General features: G+C 49.1%; 19 protein-coding genes and 3 tRNA genes. 13 read left to right on the top strand and 9 right to left on the bottom strand.

Translation table 11 applies throughout. From position 1 onward, the window contains the following. Positions 1-9 precede the first annotated feature (9 nt). Complete coding sequence (locus CI595_RS23205; RefSeq protein ID WP_095175992.1) at positions 10-885, bottom strand: LysR substrate-binding domain-containing protein; 876 nt, start codon at positions 883-885, stop codon at positions 10-12. 131 nt (positions 886-1,016) lie between these two features. On the opposite strand from CI595_RS23205, the gene CI595_RS23200 reads away from it, so the two are divergent. Further along, entirely contained in the window at positions 1,017-2,045 is a 1,029-nt protein-coding gene (locus CI595_RS23200; protein WP_095175991.1) for a YeiH family protein, read from the top strand. A gap of 71 nt (positions 2,046-2,116) precedes the next feature. Here CI595_RS23200 and CI595_RS27225 read toward each other — a convergent pair whose 3' ends face one another. Both CI595_RS27225 and CI595_RS23190 read right to left on the bottom strand, forming a co-directional pair. After that, positions 2,117-2,305, bottom strand: coding sequence for a (2Fe-2S)-binding protein (locus CI595_RS27225; RefSeq protein ID WP_095175990.1), 189 nt, complete (start codon positions 2,303-2,305; stop codon positions 2,117-2,119). Between the two features lies 1 nt (position 2,306). Continuing rightward, positions 2,307-2,819, bottom strand: a complete 513-nt coding sequence (locus CI595_RS23190) for a ferritin (protein ID WP_095175989.1) — start codon at positions 2,817-2,819, stop codon at positions 2,307-2,309. Between the two features lie 304 nt (positions 2,820-3,123). Between CI595_RS23190 and CI595_RS23185 the strand changes: the two genes are divergently transcribed. The 4 genes from CI595_RS23185 (at position 3,124) to CI595_RS23175 (ending at position 6,300) form a co-directional block, all read left to right on the top strand. Next, the gene (locus tag CI595_RS23185) at positions 3,124-4,206 is read left to right on the top strand and encodes a helix-turn-helix domain-containing protein (RefSeq protein ID WP_162291961.1); all 1,083 of its coding nucleotides are present in this window, start codon (positions 3,124-3,126) and stop codon (positions 4,204-4,206) included. Positions 4,207-4,281: 75 nt separating this feature from the next. Next, positions 4,282-4,440 carry a hypothetical protein gene (locus CI595_RS26180; RefSeq protein WP_156087483.1) on the top strand — a complete coding sequence of 53 codons (159 nt, stop codon included), beginning with the start codon at positions 4,282-4,284 and terminating at the stop codon, positions 4,438-4,440. Beyond that, positions 4,437-5,498 carry a carbohydrate kinase family protein gene (locus CI595_RS23180; RefSeq protein WP_243135241.1) on the top strand — a complete coding sequence of 354 codons (1,062 nt, stop codon included), beginning with the start codon at positions 4,437-4,439 and terminating at the stop codon, positions 5,496-5,498. The genes CI595_RS26180 and CI595_RS23180 overlap by 4 nt, the downstream gene beginning before the upstream one ends. Before the next feature lie 73 nt (positions 5,499-5,571). Further along, a complete protein-coding gene (locus tag CI595_RS23175; protein ID WP_243135240.1) occupies positions 5,572-6,300 on the top strand; it encodes a DUF975 family protein in 729 nt (242 codons plus the stop codon). A 203-nt stretch (positions 6,301-6,503) separates the two neighbouring features. On the opposite strand, the gene CI595_RS23170 is transcribed toward CI595_RS23175, so the two are convergent. Next, the gene (locus tag CI595_RS23170) at positions 6,504-7,082 is read right to left on the bottom strand and encodes a TetR-like C-terminal domain-containing protein (RefSeq protein WP_095175986.1); all 579 of its coding nucleotides are present in this window, start codon (positions 7,080-7,082) and stop codon (positions 6,504-6,506) included. Between the two features lie 1,012 nt (positions 7,083-8,094). On the opposite strand from CI595_RS23170, the gene CI595_RS23165 reads away from it, so the two are divergent. After that, positions 8,095-11,313: a YhgE/Pip family protein gene (locus CI595_RS23165; protein WP_095175985.1), complete on the top strand. Its 3,219-nt coding sequence runs from the start codon at positions 8,095-8,097 to the stop codon at positions 11,311-11,313. Positions 11,314-11,399: 86 nt separating this feature from the next. On the opposite strand, the gene CI595_RS23160 is transcribed toward CI595_RS23165, so the two are convergent. Further along, positions 11,400-11,774 (bottom strand): metal-dependent transcriptional regulator, encoded by a 375-nt coding sequence (locus CI595_RS23160; RefSeq protein WP_095176060.1) that lies wholly within the window; start codon positions 11,772-11,774, stop codon positions 11,400-11,402. 266 nt (positions 11,775-12,040) lie between these two features. Here CI595_RS23160 and CI595_RS23155 point away from each other — a divergent pair. From CI595_RS23155 to CI595_RS23145, 3 genes are all read left to right on the top strand, one after another. Next, a tRNA-Gly gene (locus CI595_RS23155) sits at positions 12,041-12,111 on the top strand. A 5-nt stretch (positions 12,112-12,116) separates the two neighbouring features. Continuing rightward, positions 12,117-12,189 (top strand) — tRNA-Gly (locus CI595_RS23150). Between the two features lie 150 nt (positions 12,190-12,339). Further along, positions 12,340-12,828 carry a DUF2798 domain-containing protein gene (locus CI595_RS23145; protein WP_095175984.1) on the top strand — a complete coding sequence of 163 codons (489 nt, stop codon included), beginning with the start codon at positions 12,340-12,342 and terminating at the stop codon, positions 12,826-12,828. A 68-nt stretch (positions 12,829-12,896) separates the two neighbouring features. Here CI595_RS23145 and CI595_RS23140 read toward each other — a convergent pair whose 3' ends face one another. Together CI595_RS23140 and CI595_RS23135 are read right to left on the bottom strand one after the other, a co-directional pair. Then, positions 12,897-13,619: a site-2 protease family protein gene (locus CI595_RS23140; RefSeq protein WP_095175983.1), complete on the bottom strand. Its 723-nt coding sequence runs from the start codon at positions 13,617-13,619 to the stop codon at positions 12,897-12,899. A 65-nt stretch (positions 13,620-13,684) separates the two neighbouring features. Continuing rightward, a complete protein-coding gene (locus CI595_RS23135) occupies positions 13,685-14,620 on the bottom strand; it encodes an agmatinase (protein ID WP_095175982.1) in 936 nt (311 codons plus the stop codon). A gap of 298 nt (positions 14,621-14,918) precedes the next feature. Between CI595_RS23135 and CI595_RS23130 the strand changes: the two genes are divergently transcribed. The 4 genes from CI595_RS23130 to glyA all read left to right on the top strand — a co-directional run bounded on the left by CI595_RS23130 (position 14,919) and on the right by glyA (position 17,955). Next, entirely contained in the window at positions 14,919-15,350 is a 432-nt protein-coding gene (locus CI595_RS23130; protein WP_095175981.1) for an Lrp/AsnC family transcriptional regulator, read from the top strand. Between the two features lie 146 nt (positions 15,351-15,496). Next, entirely contained in the window at positions 15,497-16,390 is an 894-nt protein-coding gene (locus tag CI595_RS23125) for a fumarylacetoacetate hydrolase family protein (protein ID WP_095175980.1), read from the top strand. 130 nt (positions 16,391-16,520) lie between these two features. Further along, positions 16,521-16,593: transfer RNA gene (locus CI595_RS23120), tRNA-Phe, on the top strand. A 123-nt stretch (positions 16,594-16,716) separates the two neighbouring features. Continuing rightward, a complete protein-coding gene (gene glyA / locus CI595_RS23115) occupies positions 16,717-17,955 on the top strand; it encodes a serine hydroxymethyltransferase (RefSeq protein WP_095175979.1) in 1,239 nt (412 codons plus the stop codon). Between the two features lie 68 nt (positions 17,956-18,023). Here the strand turns inward: glyA and CI595_RS23110 are convergent, their stop codons facing one another. Both CI595_RS23110 and CI595_RS23105 read right to left on the bottom strand, forming a co-directional pair. Next, positions 18,024-19,013: a uroporphyrinogen decarboxylase family protein gene (locus CI595_RS23110; RefSeq protein WP_095175978.1), complete on the bottom strand. Its 990-nt coding sequence runs from the start codon at positions 19,011-19,013 to the stop codon at positions 18,024-18,026. 78 nt (positions 19,014-19,091) lie between these two features. Continuing rightward, on the bottom strand, positions 19,092-20,519 hold the full coding sequence (locus tag CI595_RS23105) for an MFS transporter (protein WP_095175977.1): 1,428 nt from the start codon (positions 20,517-20,519) through the stop codon (positions 19,092-19,094). Positions 20,520-20,568: the final 49 nt, after the last annotated feature.

Genomic DNA, 20,568 nt, shown 5'->3' with positions numbered 1-20,568 from the left:
CGGGCAGTGTCATTTCAGGAGGGAATAGAGTTCAGCGTATTCTTCCCTGAAAATGGTATCTTTGCGGAAGACAAAATTAAGTCCATGGAGCAGGTGGAATTCCTGTAATTTGATCTCTTTTAATTTCCGGCTGCGGAGCTCGTGTTCCGCGGCCTTTTTGTATAGAAAGGTAATGCCGCAACCGGCGGCGGTCAGCCGTTTGATGGCGCCGATGCTGCCGTATTCCACCACGCGGGAAAAGTCGGCAAGCTTCAGATTCTGCTGGGCAAGGATGGATTCCAGGATATCTCTGGTGCCGGAGCCTTTTTCACGGGTGATCAGGGTATAGGAAAGCAGGTCTTCCAGGACACAGGGGCATTGGGGCAGGGGAAAGCCGGGGGAACATACAGCAATATACGGTTCTTTGCTGTAGGGGAGAAAATCATACTCCTCCTTGGGGAAGGAGCCTTCCACTACGGCAAAGTCAATTTCGCCCGTGTCAATCTGGCGCAGCAGTTCCCTGGTATTCTGGACGGTGATCTTCATACGGCAGTCCGGGTCCTCCCTCAGGATATTTTTTATTTTCTCCGGGAGGATGTATTCAGCTACTGTGAGGGTTGCGCCGAAGTGGTATTCCCTTTTGGGCTGTTGTACATCGAAGAGCCTGCGGCGGAGATGGGCCTCATCATTTTTCATGGTCTGGGCAGAAGCGTGGAGAAGCTTACCGGCTTCTGTCAAATATAATTTCCGGCCCTGCACAGTGAACAGGCGTGTATTGTAGCACTGCTCCAGAAAATGGATGTGCTGTGAGACGGCGGGCTGTGTCAGCCCCAGCTTCTGGGCAGCGCGTGTATAATTCAATTCTTCACATACGGTTAAAAAAGTTTCCATGCGGAAATCCTGCATATCCTTATCCTCCTGTATAGGATATATTATAAAATATATTTATGGAAAAATAAATATAAATAATTTTTCTTTATTGTAGATCCATGGTAAGATATACCAGGAAAAGCAAATAAGAAAAGGGGAAAAGCACTATGGATTTTTTGAAAAAGAACTGGAAAGGTCTTCTGCTCTGTCTTGCCATCGCACTGCCCAGCTGGTTTTTGGGAAAAGCGCTGCCGGTGATCGGCGGACCGGTTTTTGCCATTCTTCTGGGTATGGCAGTCACACTTCTTCTGAAGGATAAATCGGGCGTACAGCAGGGCATCACATTTACTTCTAAAAAGATTCTGCAGTATGCAGTGATCCTTCTGGGATTCGGTCTGAACCTATCCGTTATCCTGCAGACAGGGAAGCAGTCCCTTCCCATTATTGTGGCAACGATCACTACGTCACTGGTGATCGCTTATGTACTGCACCGGGTTATGCGGATCCCGGGTAAAATATCTACTTTGGTGGGGGTCGGTTCCTCCATCTGCGGCGGTTCCGCCATTGCAGCTACGGCACCGGTCATTGATGCGGATGACGAGGAGGTGGCTCAGGCTATCTCTGTTATCTTTCTGTTCAACATTCTGGCAGCAATCTTGTTTCCGGCTTTCGGAGCTTTGATCGGATTTGACACTCACAGCGGGGAGGCGTTCGGGATTTTTGCGGGGACGGCTGTCAATGATACATCCTCTGTAACCGCTGCTGCCTCCACTTGGGATTCACTTTATCATCTGGGGTCAGCCACTCTTGACAAGGCCGTGACCGTGAAACTGACCAGGACCCTGGCGATCATTCCCATTACCCTGGTACTGGCATTTGTAAGGGCAAAGAATGCTAAGGAGGAGGGGAATAAGGTTGAGTTCAAGAAGATTTTTCCCTTCTTTATCCTGTATTTTGTGGGGGCTTCTATTATTACGACCGCTGCGGTGAGCCTTGGAGTCCCGGCGGGAATCTTTAGTCCACTGAAGACCCTGAGCAAGTTTTTCATTGTCATGGCAATGGGGGCTATCGGGCTGAATACCAATGTGGTGAAGCTTATAAAGACAGGCGGGAAGCCGATTTTCATGGGGGCCTGCTGCTGGGCCGGGATTACGGGTGTGAGTCTGGTCATGCAGAAAATACTTGGAATCTGGTAGGAATAAAAAATGCCTGCGGGGTGGTCACAACACGTTGTATTGTGATCCCGCAGGCATCTTTGCGTCAAAATTCATGATGCGTGTTTTTTTAACTGCTTTTTTGCGTATTTTTTCACTTTGCATTCACAGTGGCCGCAGCCTTTTCCGGCTTTGGTCATTTTACGCACTTCTTTAAAAGAGGAGGCTCCGTCTTTTATGGCTTCCTTGATATCCTTTTTTGTGACCTTGAAACAAGGGCACAGATATTTTTCCCCGCTCATATCAGAGTACCAGGGAAGGGGCAGCGTATACTCTGGCTGCCAGTTCGGAATCCAGCATATAGAGGCTTTTGGAGTCGTGTCCGAAGAGCTCAAATTTGCGGATCAGATCCTCTGCGTTCTTCTCCTCTTCCCCCTGTTCTTTTACAAACCAGTCCAAAAACTGCATGGTACGGAAATCTTTTACCGTGTACGCAGCATCGTAAATGTTATGGATCAGGCTGGTCACATAGCGCTCGTGCTCCAGGCTTGCATGGAGAGGCTGGTCAAAGGCGTCAAATACCTTGTCCGGTTTGGCTATGGATTCCAGTGATATCTGTTCACTGTTATTCTGCAGATACTGGATGAAGAGCATGGCATGGTCACGTTCCTCCTGGGCCTGTACGTTGTACCAGTTGGCAAAACCGTCAAGTCCCTGGTCTTTATAATAATTGGCAAAATCCAGATATAGATAGGCGGAGTAGAATTCTTTGTTAATCTGCGTGTTCAGCAGTTCAGATACTTTTTTGTCTAACATAGTAAAAACCTCCTTAAATTGGACTATTTTATGCAGGTATCCTGCAATTTAGATTATAGCACGCTCCGCTGGTTTCAACAATGGTAAAATTATGACCGGCATAATAAGGAAAGGGATGCCGGGAAGAGGGCAGTTTGTAATTTGACTTATGGTTAAAATTATTGACTGAAAATTAAAAAGGATTCAATAGTGCAGGGAATGCGCATCTGTTATAATGAACATAGCAAAGAACTTTGCCTTGGAAACGAAAAAGCAGAGCGGGGGCTGGCGCCGGCTGTCCGTCTTGAATATGGAGGACAATGTTATGAAGATCAATGAGATTATCAGAACGAGAAGAAAAGAATTGAAGCTGACCCAGGAACAGGCTGCAGAGTATCTGGGGATATCAGCACCGGCTGTCAACAAATGGGAAAAGGGAGTGAGCTATCCTGATATTATGCTGCTTCCGCCTCTTGCAAGGCTTTTGAAGGTGGATTTAAACACACTGCTGTCTTTTGAGGAGGAGCTGACCGACGAGGAGATCAATCATTTTTGCAGCCGCATTTTTGCAGTGCTGAAAGAGAGCGGGTATAAGCCGGGACATGAATTGGCGGTGCAGAAGATCAAGGAGTATCCCAACAGTTATAAGCTGATCTACAATCTCGCCGGGTTTCTGAAAGGTGCCCTTCTTATGTTTCCTACGGCGGAAGAGGATAAGGCGGGGTATGAGGAGGAGATAAGGGAATTATTTGAAAGAGTTGCCAGAGACAAAGAAGCCGATTGGGGAATCAGAGGCAGCGCCCTGAATATGCTGGTAGGTGATTACATCCAGATGGAGGAATACGACAAGGCAGAGGAACTGCTGGCGGAGATCCCTGACCTGGGCGTGGATAAAAGGCCCATGCTTACCCTCCTTTACAGAAAACAGGGTAAAACAGAGGAGGCAGTGAAGCTGACCCAGAGGAAGCTGCTCCAGGCAGCAGGGGATGTACAGAATTGCCTGATCGTCCTTATGGAAATCTGTAAGGAGCAGGGTTGCTATGAGGGGGTGGAATATTATGGGGGAAAACACAGAGATGTGGTGGAGCTGCTGGATCTGTGGGAATACGGAAAGTATGTGGCGGATTATTCGGCTGCGGTGGCTGAAAAGGATGCGGATCGAACCTTGGAACAGCTGGAGGGGATGCTGGAATCTATGGGGAAACCATGGGATCTGGGGAAAAGCAGATTGTATGATAAGCTGGCAGAACAGGGCGCAGATAACGGACAGCAGAAGGAAGTATTTGAGAGAATGCGTAACGGGATGCTAAAGGAGATAGAAAAAGGGGAAGAGTTTGACTTTTTAAGGGACCGGCAGAAGTTTAAGGATTTATTTGCAAAGTTCCGGGAGGCGGCAGATAGACCTTGACAGAGCCGGGGCCGCCCGTGGATGACAGGGTGGTCAAGGGGTTACAGGAAGAGAACAGCGTGGGAAGAGAATAGCGTGGGAAGAGAACGGCGTGGGAAGAGAACTGCGGGGAAGAGAACAGCGTGGGAAGAGAACAGTGAGGGAAGAGAACTGCGGGGAAGACAACAGCGTGGGAAGAGAACAGTGAGGGAAGAGAACTGCGGGGAAGAGAACAGCGTGGGAAGAGAACAGTGAGGGAAGAGAACTGCGGGGAAGACAACAGTGAGGGAAGAGAACCGCGGGGGAAGAAAACGGTTAGGGGATACGGAATGAGGCGTGTCAGGGGAAAGCAAAGGAGTGGGAAGATGGATGGTAAAATTTTAGTTGTGGGTGCCGCCATATTGGATGTCCTGGCAGGGCCGGCAGATGAGGGTGTTTTTCAGACCGGCTCAAGTCCGGCGGATGCTATTACCATGAGGACAGGCGGAGACGCCCTGAATGAAGCCACTGTTCTGGCAAAGCTGGGAGAGGAGGTCCGGCTTCTTACCGTGCTCGGTGAGGACCCGGCCGCAGAGATCATCAGAGGCCATTGCCGCAAATGGGGGATTGGACTTGAGTTTGCCAGGACAGAACCCGGCGTGGATACAGGCATCAATGTGGTGCTGGTGAAGGAAAACGGGGAGCGGTGTTTTCTGACCAACCCTCATGGAACTCTGCGCATACTTTCCGGGGAACATCTGGAGGGAGATTTTCTTCAGAATGTGAAAATACTCAGTTTTGCCAGTATCTTTGTCTTTCCCAGGCTTGGCAGTAAAGATATGGCCCGTCTGTTTTCCAGAGCCAAAGCACAGGGGATAAGGGTCTGCGCGGATATGACCAAGAGAAAAAACGGGGAGACAGCTGAAGATATACGGGAGGCGCTGTCCTTTGTGGATTTCCTTTTTCCCAATTATGAGGAGGCAGTGCTGGTTACCGGAAAGAGAGAGCTGCATGAAATTGCGGATGTATTTCTGGACTGTGGTGTGGGCAATGTGGTGATCAAATGCGGGGATAAGGGCTGCTTTGTGAAGAACAGGGAAATGTTTTTTGAAAGCCCGGCGGTTCCTGGAGTCAGGTGCGTGGATACAACAGGGGCGGGTGACTGTTTTGCGGCAGGGTTTGTGTATGCACTGGCGAAGGAAATGGATCTGCATACAGCGGCAGCGTATGCAAATGCCTGCGGCGCGCTGGCAGTGCAGAAAATGGGGGCCACGGAGGGGGTAGGGAGTATTACCCAGGTAGAAAATACAGTAAAGAAGTATCATTCTCCATGAAAGTATGGTAATATGGAACAGTGAAAAAAGTATCCGGTATTTTCACTGATTCCGGAGAATGGGGGATGATAATATGTGGAACAGAATGGAACTTAAAATGAACGGAAAAGCCAATTTTCTGAGAAATTACGGGCCTGCAGTATTGGTGTCCTTGATAGCTTCTTTGGTGGCGGCTAAGTACGGACGTAATTATGACAGTGATGGGGCATCCGGTTCGTTTTTGGAATTTTCAGGGCTTCATTTAAGTTTTGACTGGGACCATTCATTTTTTAACTGGGGAGGAAATGCGTTCAGCTCAAGTGCTGTTTCACTGGCTGTGATTCTTCTCGATGTTTTCCTATTCCAGATGTTGTTGGTGGGAGCCTGCAGATTTTATGTGGAAAACAGGGATTATAAGGCGCCTGTTTCTAAACTGCTTTTTGGTTTCCAAAGCGGTTTTTATGGAAATTCCGTGCTGGTCATGTTCATGAAGAATCTGTTTGTGGCTCTGTGGACGCTGCTTTTTGTGATTCCGGGAATCGTGATGAGTTATGCCTACCGTATGGTCCCGTATATACTGGCGGAGCAGCCGGATATTGATTACAGGGAAGCACTGCGAATCAGTAAAGAGATGATGTATGGACAGAAGTGGGAAGCTTTTTTCCTGGATCTTTCTTTTATTGGATGGCTGATCGTGGGAGCGGTTACATGCGGGATCGCCGGGATTTTCTATGTGAAGCCTTATGTGGACGCTACTAATGTAGAACTTTATGTGACGCTCAGGGAAGATTGGTTTGCCAAGAGTGCAAGGGAAAGTTATTAGCGTGTGACGCACAGCTTGCGGAAGGCAGTCAGCGGGTATAGGCCGGCCGGCTGGTTCGGTAAAGGTGTGGAGCTGTTTTGGGAAAGCCTGGGATGCCGGGTTCTATATGGATGTATCATGCAGATGATAGTGCATGAGGCATCTGATAGGATTCGGTATCCCGGGCTTTTTGTTGTCTGTAAAGGACCGGAGTTTAGAATCGCTTACGGTTTGGGGTAGATATCTTTTAATGCGTTCATGATGAGACGGAAAGTCAGATCAGCCATATGCTGGGGGGATTCCCCGGTGTCTGAGTCCAGCCAGGTTTTGATCAGGCCGATGCATCCTGTCAGACAGAAGGAATAGGAGTATTTCAGGCTGTCCATGTTTTCCGGGAAGGTGGCTTTTAGGACCTTCAGGCTGTGCTCAGATATAATGCTCTCTATGCGGCTGACAAAGGCCATGTCGCCGTTGGGGCCTAAAAGGGCACTGCAGATGTCTTTGTTTTCCCAGAGGATTAGGAAGATGTCCTCTATAAAGGGGAAGCTGGCCTCGTTGAAGGGGCTGACAGGGTGTTCCTGGATGATCTTCAGGATTTCTTCCTGGAGTTCGTTCTCTATGGTTTCCAGCAGGTTGTAGATGTCAGTGTAGTGGAGATAGAAGGTGGAACGGTTGATGTCTACTTCTTCTACCAGTTCTTTTACGGTTATTTCTTTGATGCTTTTGTGCTGCATGAGTTTGGATAGGCCGGCGCGGAGGTGGGATTTGGTTTTGCGGACACGGCGGTCGGGTTTTTTGGGCATGGGGGCTCCTTTCGTGATAGGGGGGGACGGTGAAGTCGCAGCGGCAGGGCCGGGAGGGCAGGGTGTCAGGTGAGGGAAGCGTTCCGCTGCCAGGGAGCTAACCTGCTCCCATTCGCTAACTTCGTCAGCAACGGCTTCCTCAGTAAGCGACTGGGGCAGGTGGATTTCCCTGGCGCTCCACTAAAACATCCCTCACCTGACACCCTGCCCTCCCGGCCCTGCCGCTGCGACTTCACCTGGTTGTATAGTGCGGTAGTGAGTGGGTGAAGCTTGTGGGATTACGTGGTTGAATGGTGCGGTAGTGAGTGAAGCTTGTGGGATTACGTGGTTTTATAGTGCGGTAGTGAGTGGGTGAAGCTTGTGGGATTACGTGGTTTTATAGTGCGGTAGTGAGTGGGTGAAGCTTGTGGGACTACATGGTTGTATGGTGCGGTAGTGAGTGAAGCTTGTGGGATTACGTGGTTGTATGGTGCGGTAGTGGGTGAAGCTTGTGGGCTACATGGTTGTATGGTGTGTGGGTGAGCGGGTGAGGATTGGGGGATTTTGTGGTTGTATAGTGCTGGTGAGTGGGTGTGGCCTGAGGGAGTGTGGTTGTATGGTGTGGGGAAATGTTAAAAAAGTATAAAATGCTACATATGGGGGTGGGTGTGTCTAGTAATGGATAGGGTGAGGGGGGATTGATGGTTGTGGGGGGGGGGTGATTTTAGTATAATACAGGTTGCTTTAAAAATCAACACGGTATCTATTAATGGAATTGGAGTATGTTATAAGTCACGGGTTATGGGATGTTGTGCTATGAGATGGGGGGAAGGGGAAGCCTGAGTTGGCAGGTGCTATGGATGATGGGCTGTATTTTGCTGGGTGAGAGGCGGATATATCTGAAGGGGCGGAATTGTGTATGGCGGGGCTTGCTGGTGAGAATGGAGTGAACAGTAACATGCTAAAAGGAGGATGGGGCATAGAATGGTAGAGGGCGTGTTGGAAATCATGGTGATAGAAAGGGGAATGTGATTTGCTGAGAAAGGAATGGAAGGGACTGGTCCGCAATAAGCTGCTTTTGGTGGTGGTTGTGGCGATTGTTTTGATTCCTACGATTTATACGACGCTTTTTTTGGGGTCTATGTGGGATCCTTATGGAAATCTGGATAAGCTGCCAGTGGCGGTGGTGAATGAGGACAGAGCAGTTTCCTATAATGATAGGGAATTGAATGTGGGGAAGGAGCTGACAGAGAAACTCAGGGATGAGGAGTCGCTTTGTTTCAATTTTGTGGATGCAGAGACGGCTGAGAGAGGACTGAGGAATGGGACCTATTATATGGTGATCACGATCCCTGAGGATTTTTCTGCCAATGCTGCTACGGTGATGGATGAAAAACCTGAGAAAATGGAGCTTGCTTATCAGACGAATCCGGGAACGAATTATATTGCGTCTAAGATGAGTGAGACAGCTATGGAGAAGGTGAAAAACAGTGTAGCGGAGGAAGTGACCAAGACTTATACGCAGGCTGTGTTTGACCAGATCGCTGAGGTTGGAGATGGAATGCAGGTGGCAGCCGACGGGTCCGGGGATTTGAAGGCGGGTATGGATAAGGTCTCTGAGGGGAACCGGACCATAACGGATAATCTTGAGACTTTGGCGGACAGCTCGCTTACGTTCCGGGAAGGGAGTGAGACGTTGCGTGTGGGGCTGAAAACTTATGTGGACGGCGTCAGCACAGTAAACAGCGGTGCCGGACAGCTGGATTCGGGGGCAGCCCAACTGAAGGATGGTGTGACGGCGGCAAAGTCAGGGGTCAGCGAACTTTCTGACGGGACCGGCACCCTGGTATCCGGGGCCCGGGAACTGAAAGACGGCGCCGGGGCACTGCATACAGGACTTTCGGAACTGGATGGAAAGGTGCCTGCATTGAAAGCGGGTGTGGATCAGCTTGCCCAGGGGACAGGTGCACTGGCGGACGGAGCGGTACAGCTTGAAGCAGGAGGTACGTCATTGAAAGTAGGGGTATCCAATGCGGATGCAGCTATGGCAGAGCTTTGCAGAGGGCTGGAAGTGCTCAGAGAGAGTACGGATACACTGCCGGATGCGGCAGAACAGATCCATGTTGGGGCAGAGGCTCTTGTCCAGGGGACAAAAGACCTGGAAACCGGAAGTGGAAATCTGAAAGCCGGAATTGGACAGGTGAAAGCCGGTATGGAGGCAGTCAATGGTGAAGGCGGAGCCAATTCGGAACAACTGGCAGATGGGGCTTTCGCGCTGAATCAGGGGCTGGAACAGCTTTATGCCATGTTGACAGCAGGCGGAAGCGGAACACAGGCCTCCGGGGAGGAGACGACGGTTCAGACGGATGTGGATGTCTCAGAGGCAAGGCAGGCTTTGGATATCCTCTATGGGCAGGCAGATGCACTGCAGGGAAAAGCCGGGGAGCTGGAAATCTCTGCGGATGGAATTGGCAGTGTCAATGCCGTTTCTTCGGATGGGCTGGCGGCAGCTCTTGAGGCTGCGGTGGCTTCGGGAGATATAGAACAGGTTGCCCAGGCGGCTGAGCAGGCTGTTGCGGCAGCACAGGAAAATGAGAATGCAGTAAATGAAAGTAACAGCTGGCTGGAGAATGCGGCAGCTCTGTTAAGGGAAAGCGGCACTGCTTTGAGAGGAACAGGGGAAGCTGTCTCGGCTTCCGCGGATGAGGCTTTAAATGCAGTAGACAGGGTGAAAGGACAGACCGTGACGACTGTGGAAACCAGCCAGGCATCCGATGCGGAAGCGCAGGCTATGGAACAGGTGGTAACTGCGGTTGGAAAGCTGCGGGACAGCAGCCGGATCCTTGCTGACAAAACAGCTGCTTATACAGGCGGCGTGAAGGCGGTAACGGGGAATATGGCAGCACTGGAAAACGGGGCTTTGGCGCTGTGTGAGGGTGCAGGCCAGGCAAAGGCAGGCGCAGAGCAGCTGGAGGCAGGAACGGATGAGCTGAATCAGAAGTCTCCGCTTCTGAAGGCCGGAATCGGGCAGGCGGCAGCGGGAAGTGAGCAGTTCAGAACAGAGGCTATGCAGCCGCTTTTGTACGGGAGTGACAGTCTTCTGAAGGGAATTACCGGTGTGAGTACAGGTGCAGGCCAGGTGAATGATGGTGCCGGGGCACTGCAGGGAAAGGTACCTGAACTGGAAACCGGGATCAGTCAATTAGATCAGGGAGCCGGCAGCCTGGACCGGGGAGCCGGGACTTTGGCGGACGGAGCAGCACGGCTGGATGACGGCGCTAAGGAACTTCTCCGGGGAAGCGGTCAGCTTTTTGACGGAGCAGCAGAGTTGAAGGACGGCACCGGTTCTTTGGTTTCCGGGACTAAGGAACTAACGGCAAATAACAGCACATTGCTGGATGGAGCCTCCCAGTTAAGTGAGGGGGCCGGAGCAATCCGGGAAGGGGCCGGAAAACTAAAGGACGGCAGTGCTGAGCTGGGGGACGGCATCAGCCAGGCGGCCGATGGTTCCCGGACACTCAGCAGCAGCCTCCAGGACGGAGCAAGGCAGGTAAAAGATACAAAGTCCACGGATGATACCGTGGAAATGTTTGCTGCTCCGGTTGAGACCAGCGAGACTATGATGACCACAGTGGAGAATAACGGGCACGCAATGGCGCCCTATATGATGAGCGTAGGACTCTGGGTGGGATGCATTGCGTTCAGTTTGATGTACCCGCTGACAAAATATAAAGGTAAGCTAAGATCAGGATTTTCCTGGTGGCTCAGTAAGGCCTCAGTGCTTTACACCATAGCTGTTTTGCAGGCGGTTGCCATGATACTGCTTCTTCATGTATTTGACGGATTCAATCCGGCAGAAATGGGCAGAACGATTGGATTTGCGTGTCTGGCCAGTGTGGCATTTATGTCAGTGATGTATTTCTTTACCAATTTCATCGGCAAGGTGGGAAGCTTTCTGATGCTGGTATTTATGGTGGTTCAGCTTGCGGGTTCTGTGGGAACCTATCCTCTTGAGATCTCAGGTTCCTTTGTGCCTTATCTTCATGGGTGGGTGCCTTTCACATATTCGGTGGAGGCATTCAGAAGTACGATTTCGGGAGGGGAAAGTATACGGGGCGCAGTGGTGTTTATGATCATCCTGTGCGCGGTGTTTACGTTACTGACCCTGATAGAATTCCAGCTTAGGGCCAGGAAGATCAAGGCCGGAAAACACATTCTGGCAGACTGGCTGGAGGAAAAAGGTCTGGCCTAACTAAAAAAATCACGGGAAACCGCAGAGTATTCAGCGGGATTCCGTGATTTTTTATGCATATTCGTTTAGGATTCGGGGAAAAGCGTTTATTCCTTATTGGCTCCGTGGGTGTGCTTTTTAATGGCCTCAAAGCTCTCAGCACTTATCACATGCTCCATACGGCAGGCATCCTCAGCAGCTATTTTGGGATCAACACCCAGGCGGATCAGCCATCCGGAAAGGAGCTGGTGACGCTCATATATTTTTTCTGCTATTTTTCGGCCTTCCGGTGTGAGTGTGATAAAGCCTTCTGAGTCAACTTCAATGTAGCCGTTGATTCTGAGATTTTTCATAGCAACACTTACACTGGGTTTTGAGAATTCCAGTTCGTTGGCAATGTCTATGGAACGCACATGGGATTTTCTTTTTCCGATAACGAGAATAGTTTCCAAATAGTTTTCTGCGGATTCTTGTATTTTCAAAATCAACATCCTTCCTTTTCATTAAGATAGGACAGTGGTATTGTCCGTTTTTCTGCGGCTGAAAAAGTTATGATCTCATATACCTGCGGATATATGACAGGCGGTATTTTTTTCCGTTCAGCACACATTGATGGTTACAGCATAACATAGATTTTAAAGAAGTTCAAATTTCCTTTAAAAAAAATTGTAAAAAATGTCTTGACAATTGGAACAATTTATTATATTATAAATAACGTCTTAAGGACAAACACACAACAGAATAACCTGCGGGTGTAGTTCAGTGGTAGAACACCAGCCTTCCAAGCTGGATATGTGGGTTCGATTCCCATCACCCGCTCTTATGCGCGAGTGGCTCAGTTGGTGGAGCGCGACCTTGCCAAGGTCGAGGCCGCGGGTTCGAGTCCCGTCTCGCGCTTTTCTTATTTCATGAAATAGGATGATAGTAAAAATTAAATAACGGTATTAGATGAAAATGGTAGTGAGATTGTATGACATAATCGCAGCGAAAGTTACGGGTCATAGGTCTTGGTGCCTTTTTTTGTTGCCGAAATAAGGAGGATTTATTATGCCAAAAACAAAATTTCAGGACATTATCTTTACACTCATCATGGTGGTGGTGATGGTTTACGCTCTTGTGGTGTACAACATAGCATTGGACAGAGGCGGACTTACCAATGAGGTGTTTGTCATGGCGTTCGGAGAACTGGCTGTTATGGGGATTGCAGGATTTCTGCTGGAGATGTTTATAGCGGGACCGCTGGCAAAGAAACTGGCTTTTCGCATTGTGACGCCGGGAGAGGACCGGATGACCGCAGTGATCCTTGCCGTATCCGCTATGACTGTGTGTATCATGTGCCCTCTTATGAGCCTTATAGCCACCCTTCTTTTTAAAGGAGTGGATTCCCAGGTAATAGCCAAATGGATCCAGACAACAGTTATGAACTTTCCCATGGCATTTTGCTGGCAGATATTTTTTGCGGGACCCTTTGTGAGATGGATCTTCGGACATTTGTTTCCGGAAAAGAAAGAGTGTACCGGGAATGTGACCGTGTAACATGCAGAAGCGTGGAAAAAAACAGGATAAGAACGGGGAGTCCCATAAGCCGGACTCCCCGTTTGCCGTTATATGGAAACACCTGTGTTGGGGATATATGGATTGAGATTCAGAAGCAAGTTTACAATTCCCCAGAGAGAGTTGAGAATATGGGTATTGGCTGTGCCGAGAGTCCTGCTTAAAGCACCGCTTGCCAGCAGAATGACCAAAATCCAGGTTCGGTAGGGGCGTATGCGCTGATAAAAGGCGGAAACGCCCGGCCACAGTTCGGCCAGGACATTGGAGCCGTCCAGAGGCGGTATGGGAATCAGGTTAAATACCCCAAGGCCAATGTTCATAACTGCCGAATAGTAAAACAACCGGAGAAATACGGAAACGGATGAGGAGGCAGCACTGCCGTATTTTTCGAGAAGGCCGAAAAGGAGCAGGGAAAGGAAGGCCAGTATGAAATTCATGAAAGGCCCAGCCAGGGAAACCATAATGATACCCGATTTGCGGTTCTTATAATAGCGCGTATTGATCCTCACAGGTTTTGCCCAGCCCATTTTGAAAAAGATCAGGCACAGGGTGCCAAAGGGGTCCAGATGTTTCAGCGGGTTCAGGGTAAGACGGCCATCCATACGGGGAGTCGGATCACCCAGACGGTTTGAAACCCAGCCGTGTGCAAATTCATGCCCCATAATGGCAATGAGCACAACAGGCGCAATATATAGAATGTCTCTGAGCTGCTGAAAATAATAACTGGATAGAATGTCTCTGAGCTGCTGAAGATAATAACTGGAATGAAGCATAAGCATTTCCTCCAATCTGAAATGTAATGTGTTCGTTTTGAACCATTATAATCAATGGAAGAAGATTAGGCCAGTGTTTTTTTCGTCATCTGCCCCATAATGTGCAGCATGGTCAGCGCTGCCAGCCGGCAGCCTGTAGTGGCCGGGGTGTCGTAAGAGGGTGCGGTTTCCACCATATCGAAGCCGATGACGTCTGTTTTGGCACAAATTCCGGACAGCAGTTCACAGGTCTCGTCATATAGAAGGCCTCCGGGGGATGGGGCTGCTGTGGCGGGCATGAGGGATAAGTCATACGCGTCAATATCAAAGGTGATAAAGGTTTTTCCGGAAGGGATCTGTTCCAGGACTTTTTCTGTGCCAAGACGATGGAACTCCTTGGCAGTGATCACAGTATTTGCGCTTCTGGCGTCTGCCCAGTCCCCGCGGGAGCTGCTGCCCAGGCCGCGCATGCCGATCTGAACGATATTGCCAATATGGGACATTTCACTCATCCTGCGGACGGGGCTGCCGTTCCCGTATTTCTGAGGACCCCTTGACATGGCAAAGTCCAGGTGGGCATCAAACTGGACGATATTGATGGTTTCTCCCAGTTCCTCCAGAGCCCTTGCCACAGGGATCGAGATGGAATGATCACCACCTATAATGGCTGGGACTGCACCGCGTTTCAGTATTCTGCGCACACTTTCTTCTATAGAAGAGAAGCAGTATTCCCGGTCACCGTGGAGCATATCCGCATCACCGCAGTCAGCTACCCTGATGGGGGCAGCCAGGAGATAGGCATCCTCCTCAGGGTCATAGAATCCTGTTTCCCCTCTTGCATAAGCCGTGGAGATATTGCGGATCGCCCTGGGCGCCAGCCGCTGGCCTCCGTACCAGGCAGCTCCCTGGTCATAGGGGACACCGAGAATGGCGATATCAGCATCCAGAGTGTCAAGGTCAGTACAGATTGGATATTTGGCAAAGGAACAGATTCCTGTGATCGGTAAATTGATGTTTTCCATGATGAATACCTCCTGAAAGTGGTTTTTTGTTACTGTCTATATTTTAACAGCCGTAAATAGAAAAGAACATGGAGGGAAAAAGGTATATGGAGTGTATGACTTTTATAATTAAAGAAATTTTCCGCATTTTCTTAAAATATTAAAACCGTCGCTTGGTCATAGGGAAAATAGACCGCCGCTTTGTCATAGGGAAAATAGATGGACAAGGTCCGGGGAAAGATTTATAATGGACAAAGTGAATTGGCAGTAACCGTTCAGATACCGGATTGCTGCAATCGGCAGGAGGCAGAAGAGACGTATGGACAGTACAGATAAAAAGATCCTGAATATTCTTCAGGGAAATGCCAGGATCTCTATGAAGGAGCTGGGAACTCTGGTGGGGCTCACTTCCCCGGCGGTGACGGAGAGAGTGCGGCGCCTGGAGGAAGAGGGGATCATTGAAGGATACAGGACGATCATCAAGAGAGGGAAGATACAGAAGGGCATGGCAGCGTTTATCAACATGGAGATACCCAGCAGCAGCTGGCAGAAATTGGCCAGATACTGTGAGGATTCCCCTTATGTCCTTGAACTGTATCACACCATTGGCGTTTACGGGGCCACCATGAAGGTGTTTGTGCCGGATACGGGACAGTTTGAGGGACTTCTGAGAGAGCTTGGCAAATTTGGCAATACTGTGTCATCTGTCATCCTCTCATCAAAATTCTCTAAGAAAGAATTGCCGGAATAAGTAATAATTTTTATGCAAATAACATAAAATTTTATGAGATTTTAGTGGAAAACACCGGAAAACTGTGATACTATTATTTATAACGAAATTTTGCGTTGTAACGTACTGAAATCTTTAGCAGGTGTTTTGCATGAGGAGGAGAAAACATGAAGTTACTTACATATAAACTTCAGGGTGATAATAAGGAACGCCTGGGGATGATGTGTTCCTTTGCGTTTCATCGTTTTATTCCCATAGAAGATTTGGGGCTTCACTTCAGGGATATGAATGATCTGATCGAAAATATGACCCGGGAGCAGAGAGAAATCCTGGAACATGCCTGTGAAAAGCCGAATAAAAGGCTTTTGTGTTATGAGGATGTTGTCCGGTGTGCACCCATTCCCCACCCCAAGCAGGATATCATATGCCTGGGTATGAATTTCATGGACCATGCGGTGGAATCAACCCGTTTTAAAAAAGAGGAGTTTAACCAGGACCGTCCTTATGCGGTGTACTTTTCCAAGAGGGTGAACGAGGCAACACCTGACGGCGGCACCATTCCTTCTTATCCCGGACTGGTGGACAGCCTGGATTATGAGGCGGAACTGGCTGTCATAATCGGCAGAGAGGCAAAGAATGTAAAGAAGGAAGATGCATTTGACTATGTATTCGGTTATACCGTCATAAATGATGTGAGTGCCAGAAATGTACAGACCCGGCATAAACAGTGGTATTTTGGCAAGAGTTTGGATGGATTTACGCCTATGGGACCGTTTATTGTCACAGAAGATGATATTCCGAGGCCCCCTAAGCTGGCGATCAAGAGCAGAGTCAATGAGGTGCTGCGGCAGAACAGCAGCACAGATATGTTTATCTTTGATATCCCCCATGTGATCGCGGAACTGTCCGCCGGGATGACGTTGAAGCCAGGCACCATCATTTCCATGGGAACACCTGCCGGTGTGGGAATGGGTATGATACCCCCAAGATTCCTGAATCCCGGGGATGTGGTGGAATGTGGTATTGAGGGCATTGGATGCATCAGGAACACGGTAGTGTAATTGTTCTAATTTGCTATTTTACCAGATTAATGTAAAAAAATGAAAAAAACTATTGAAATATAAAAGGGAATATGATAATATTGCAGTGTTGTTTGAGAAAACGGTGTAATAGTATCGTATTCCCATTTATGCCCAGATAGCTCAGTTGGTAGAGCAGAGGACTGAAAATCCTCGTGTCGCTGGTTCGATTCCGGCTCTGGGCATTTTTTTACACGGCGAATGTCTTTCGGTGGAAAACAAATATCTCCATAAGAAAGATAATGCCGGTAAAGTATCCGCACAGCGGACTCTAAGGTTAATTATAAGAAAGGTGAGGATTGGAAAACATGTATTCATTAGAAGAGATTCAGGCAACAGATCCGGAAATAGCAAAGTGTATTAACGATGAGGTAGAGCGTCAGAACTCCCACATCGAGCTGATCGCATCAGAAAACTGGGTAAGCAAAGCGGTTATGGCTGCTATGGGAAGCCCGCTGACAAACAAATATGCGGAGGGATATCCGGGAAAACGCTACTACGGCGGCTGCGAATGCGTGGATGAGGTGGAGCGTCTCGCTGTAGAACGTGCAAAAGAACTGTTTGATTGTGAATATGTGAATGTACAGCCCCATTCCGGCGCACAGGCTAATATGGCAGTATTCTTTGCCATGCTGAAACCCGGTGACACTGTAATGGGAATGAATCTGGCCCATGGCGGACACCTTTCACACGGAAGCCCGGCAAACTTCTCCGGCGCGTATTTCAATATTGTGCCTTACGGAGTAAATGATGAAGGTGTAATTGATTACGAGGAAGTCCGCAAAATTGCACTGGAGTCCAAACCCAAGCTGATCGTAGCCGGTGCCAGCGCCTACTGCAGGGTTATTGACTTTAAAAAATTCAGGGAGATTGCCGATGAGGCAGGTGCTTACCTGATGGTAGATATCGCTCATATTGCCGGTCTGGTTGCTGCAGGCGTACATCCAAGTCCCATTCCGTACGCACATGTGACCACTACCACTACACATAAGACTCTGAGAGGCCCAAGAGGCGGTATGATCATGTGCAGTGCTGAGATCGCTAAGAAATTCAACTTTAACAAGGCTGTGTTCCCGGGAATCCAGGGCGGTCCGCTGATGCATGTGGTGGCTGCAAAAGCAGTCTGCTTAAAAGAGGCGCTGCAGCCGGAGTATAAAGAGTATCAGCAGAACATTGTGAAAAACGCCAAAGCGCTGTGTGACGGCCTTCTGAAACGCGGTATCAACATTGTATCCGGTACCACGGAGAACCACCTGATGCTGGTGGATCTGAGAGGAACGGGCGTTACCGGAAAAGCCATGGAGAACCTGCTGGATGAGGCAAACATCACCTGTAATAAAAATGCGATTCCAAATGACCCGGAATCCCCCTTTGTAACAAGCGGTGTGCGTCTGGGAACAGCAGCAGTGACATCCAGAGGGATGAACACAGAAGATATGGATAAGATTGCGGAGGCCATTGCTATCATGGTGAAAGAGCCTGAGAAGAAAGAGCAGGCAAAAGCGATCGTGAAGGAATTAACAGATAAATATCCGCTGAATGCGTAAGCCATATAAAAATAACTGCCGGGCAGGGAGGTGTTCCCTGCCCGGCAGTTTTTTGCCCTTTTTGCCGGTTATCTGAATACTTCTTTGCTGTATTTCGCAATCTCTTCTGAGATCACATCATAAACACCGTCATATGTGCTTGTGGGAAGGCCGATGGATGCGTTGGGGATATAGTAATGTTTTCCGTTTTCGTCACAGGCTCTCTTTACTTCCCTGGCAATGACCTGGCGGGTCCAGCCCTCATAATCCACTTTCGCGCTGTCAATGCCGCCCATGAAGGACATCCGGCCTCCGTATTTTTGGATCAGTTCAGGCACATTGTTGGTGGTCATGACACCCTGCCATATGTCCACACCCATGTCGATCATGTACGGCACAAAAGTAGCGGCATAGGAGTCAGAGTGATGAATGATCAAGTCAACTCCGTGGGATTTGTAATATCCGTAGATCTTTTTGTACCCCGGCAGATAAAACTCCTCAAACATCTCAGGAGACATAAAGGTGGAAGTCTGGCTGCCCCAGTCATCATGGTGGAACAAACCGTCAGGCTTCAGATGGGTGCAGATTTCTTCGGCGAGCTGAAGTTCAAAGTCCGTAAGATAGTCGATCAGCTCGTGCATGGCCTCCGGTTCTTCATAGAGATTGATCAAAGTGGACTGGATTTCGCCCAGGTGATGACACTGCTCGAATAGTCCGGGGGCTACAAACGCGGTTGCAAAATATTCGTTCCGGTCTGTCTCTTCTGCCTGTTTAATAAATGGCTCCCATTCCGCGTCAGGAAACTTAACGCTGGGGGCATGTACATAATCTCTCCAGTGTGTGATGTCTTTGATCACCACTTTTTCCGGGGTGTGCACCGGAAAAGCCCCCGGGGTACCTACCGGCCAGGAGCGGGTGATCCCCCAGCCGTTTACCACATTCATTTCCCCGTATTTGGGATTGGGATTGTGAAGCCCCAGTGGATTCTGGATGAGTTTGAAGGCCTCGTACTGGTTTACAAAACGGTCCGGATTTCCGCCTCTTATGGTTTCCATTAAATTCTGCCTTTTAGTTAACATAACTTTCCTCCTTTTTGTTTGCTTGGTTTTATAGGGTGCGGCGTATGACAAACGAGTGATCGGACGCCGCGGAAGCACTTATCTGGATCGTTTCCGCTTTTCCAGTTCTGCGGAATACTGTTCCATCTTGTTTCTGGTAAGACGGAAACCGAAGATCATGATCAGGGCCCCAAGACCGACTGCAATGGCGGGAATGATGGTAAATCCCATACTGATCCCTCTTTCCAGCTGCGGGGAGGTAATTCCTTTTTCCACTGTTTCCAGATCAAAGCCGGCGATTGCCAGACATGCGCTGATCAGGATGCCGCGGCTTACCACACCGATCTTCAGCGGAATATTGCTCAGGCCCATAATAAGTCCTGTTGCGTTCTTGCCTGTTTTGTATTCACTGTAGATGGCACAGTCCGCATACAGAGCGGGGCCGCAGGCATTTGTCATGGTACAGCAAAACTGGGCCAGACTCACCATGAGGATCACGATCCAGGCATTCTGGTAAAATAAAAACCCCAGGACCAGCACAACCGTCATAGCAAGATAGGCGTAGATCACCGTATTCCTTGCGGAAAATTTCTTGGCTGCCGCTTTAGACAGATACGATGCAATAACACCCAGAAGGCTGGAGATCAGAATAAAAGTAGCGGTGAGCCCGGGCTTGCCTGCCACATAAGTAAAATAATAGACGGCAATTCCGCTTGCTACGAAGCTGTAGACATATTTGGCAAGGTCTGCCACGGTCAGTCCCAGAAGATAGGGATTTGTGGTGAGGCATTTGATCAGCCCGTTCCCTTTTGTCTGTTTTCCCTTTGCTTTCTGCTCCATCTGTTCTTTCTGCATTCTGGCACGTGCTTCTGCGCCGGTTTCCTCATAACCCTCAAACATTTTAAAGTGGGCGAAGTAACCTGCGGCCATCAGAGCGGCAAAGACAAAGGCTGTAGCGCCATAGGAGTTCTTTTCTCCCACCAGGCCGGCAAGGAGAGAAACCACTGCGGGGCCTACATAGGAATAGAAGACTCGTCCCAGTGACTGCCAGATCGCTCTTGAGGAGGACAGTGCCATGCGGTCCTCCGGTGTTTTGGATGCCATGTTGATCATGGAAATGTTGGCTACAAACGGAATATTCCAGGCAATATGGCTTGTTATGGTAGCTGCAATAATAATGATGACTGCTGCTGTGCCGTTTCCCACACGGATAAACTGGAAGGCGTACAGGAAGGGGACAAGCCATGGAATGATTAGCAGCCAGGAGCGGTAGCGTCCCCATTTCATAGGCTTGACTGTGTCCAGTATGACTCCGTAGATCCAGGATAATGCAGCATCCACTACGCTTGCAATGGTTGTGATCATAGTCACTACCGGCAGCGTGAATTCTGCAATATTTGTCAGGAAGTATGTGAAATAATAAGTTTCAATATTGGTCATAAAAGAAAAACCAAAATCCCCCACACCAAAAAATCTTTTCAGTGACTTGCTGATCCCATTACGTTTTTTGCTTTCCCTATCCCCCATATAGTCTCCTTTCTGCTGCCCGGGTCGCGGGCATCTGTAAAGTGTCTGC

This window comes from Blautia hominis (assembly GCA_002270465.1).
GTDB lineage: Bacteria > Bacillota > Clostridia > Lachnospirales > Lachnospiraceae > Blautia > Blautia hominis.
The sequence above is the reverse complement of the archived record's forward strand: the minus strand, read 5'-3'. Positions and strand labels throughout refer to the sequence as shown.

What these genes read in the sequence shown, in the direction of transcription:
- CI595_RS23205 (WP_095175992.1), bottom strand. Translation starts at nt 885, where the DNA reads ATGCAGGATTTCCGCATGGAAACTTTTTTAACCGTATGTGAAGAATTG.
- CI595_RS23200 (WP_095175991.1), top strand. Translation starts at nt 1,017, where the DNA reads ATGGATTTTTTGAAAAAGAACTGGAAAGGTCTTCTGCTCTGTCTTGCC.
- CI595_RS27225 (WP_095175990.1), bottom strand. Translation starts at nt 2,305, where the DNA reads ATGAGCGGGGAAAAATATCTGTGCCCTTGTTTCAAGGTCACAAAAAAG.
- CI595_RS23190 (WP_095175989.1), bottom strand. Translation starts at nt 2,819, where the DNA reads ATGTTAGACAAAAAAGTATCTGAACTGCTGAACACGCAGATTAACAAA.
- CI595_RS23185 (WP_162291961.1), top strand. Translation starts at nt 3,124, where the DNA reads ATGAAGATCAATGAGATTATCAGAACGAGAAGAAAAGAATTGAAGCTG.
- CI595_RS23175 (WP_243135240.1), top strand. Translation starts at nt 5,572, where the DNA reads ATGTGGAACAGAATGGAACTTAAAATGAACGGAAAAGCCAATTTTCTG.
- CI595_RS23170 (WP_095175986.1), bottom strand. Translation starts at nt 7,082, where the DNA reads ATGCCCAAAAAACCCGACCGCCGTGTCCGCAAAACCAAATCCCACCTC.
- CI595_RS23145 (WP_095175984.1), top strand. Translation starts at nt 12,340, where the DNA reads ATGCCAAAAACAAAATTTCAGGACATTATCTTTACACTCATCATGGTG.
- CI595_RS23140 (WP_095175983.1), bottom strand. Translation starts at nt 13,619, where the DNA reads ATGCTTCATTCCAGTTATTATCTTCAGCAGCTCAGAGACATTCTATCC.
- CI595_RS23135 (WP_095175982.1), bottom strand. Translation starts at nt 14,620, where the DNA reads ATGGAAAACATCAATTTACCGATCACAGGAATCTGTTCCTTTGCCAAA.
- CI595_RS23130 (WP_095175981.1), top strand. Translation starts at nt 14,919, where the DNA reads ATGGACAGTACAGATAAAAAGATCCTGAATATTCTTCAGGGAAATGCC.
- CI595_RS23125 (WP_095175980.1), top strand. Translation starts at nt 15,497, where the DNA reads ATGAAGTTACTTACATATAAACTTCAGGGTGATAATAAGGAACGCCTG.
- glyA (WP_095175979.1), top strand. Translation starts at nt 16,717, where the DNA reads ATGTATTCATTAGAAGAGATTCAGGCAACAGATCCGGAAATAGCAAAG.
- CI595_RS23110 (WP_095175978.1), bottom strand. Translation starts at nt 19,013, where the DNA reads ATGTTAACTAAAAGGCAGAATTTAATGGAAACCATAAGAGGCGGAAAT.
- CI595_RS23105 (WP_095175977.1), bottom strand. Translation starts at nt 20,519, where the DNA reads ATGGGGGATAGGGAAAGCAAAAAACGTAATGGGATCAGCAAGTCACTG.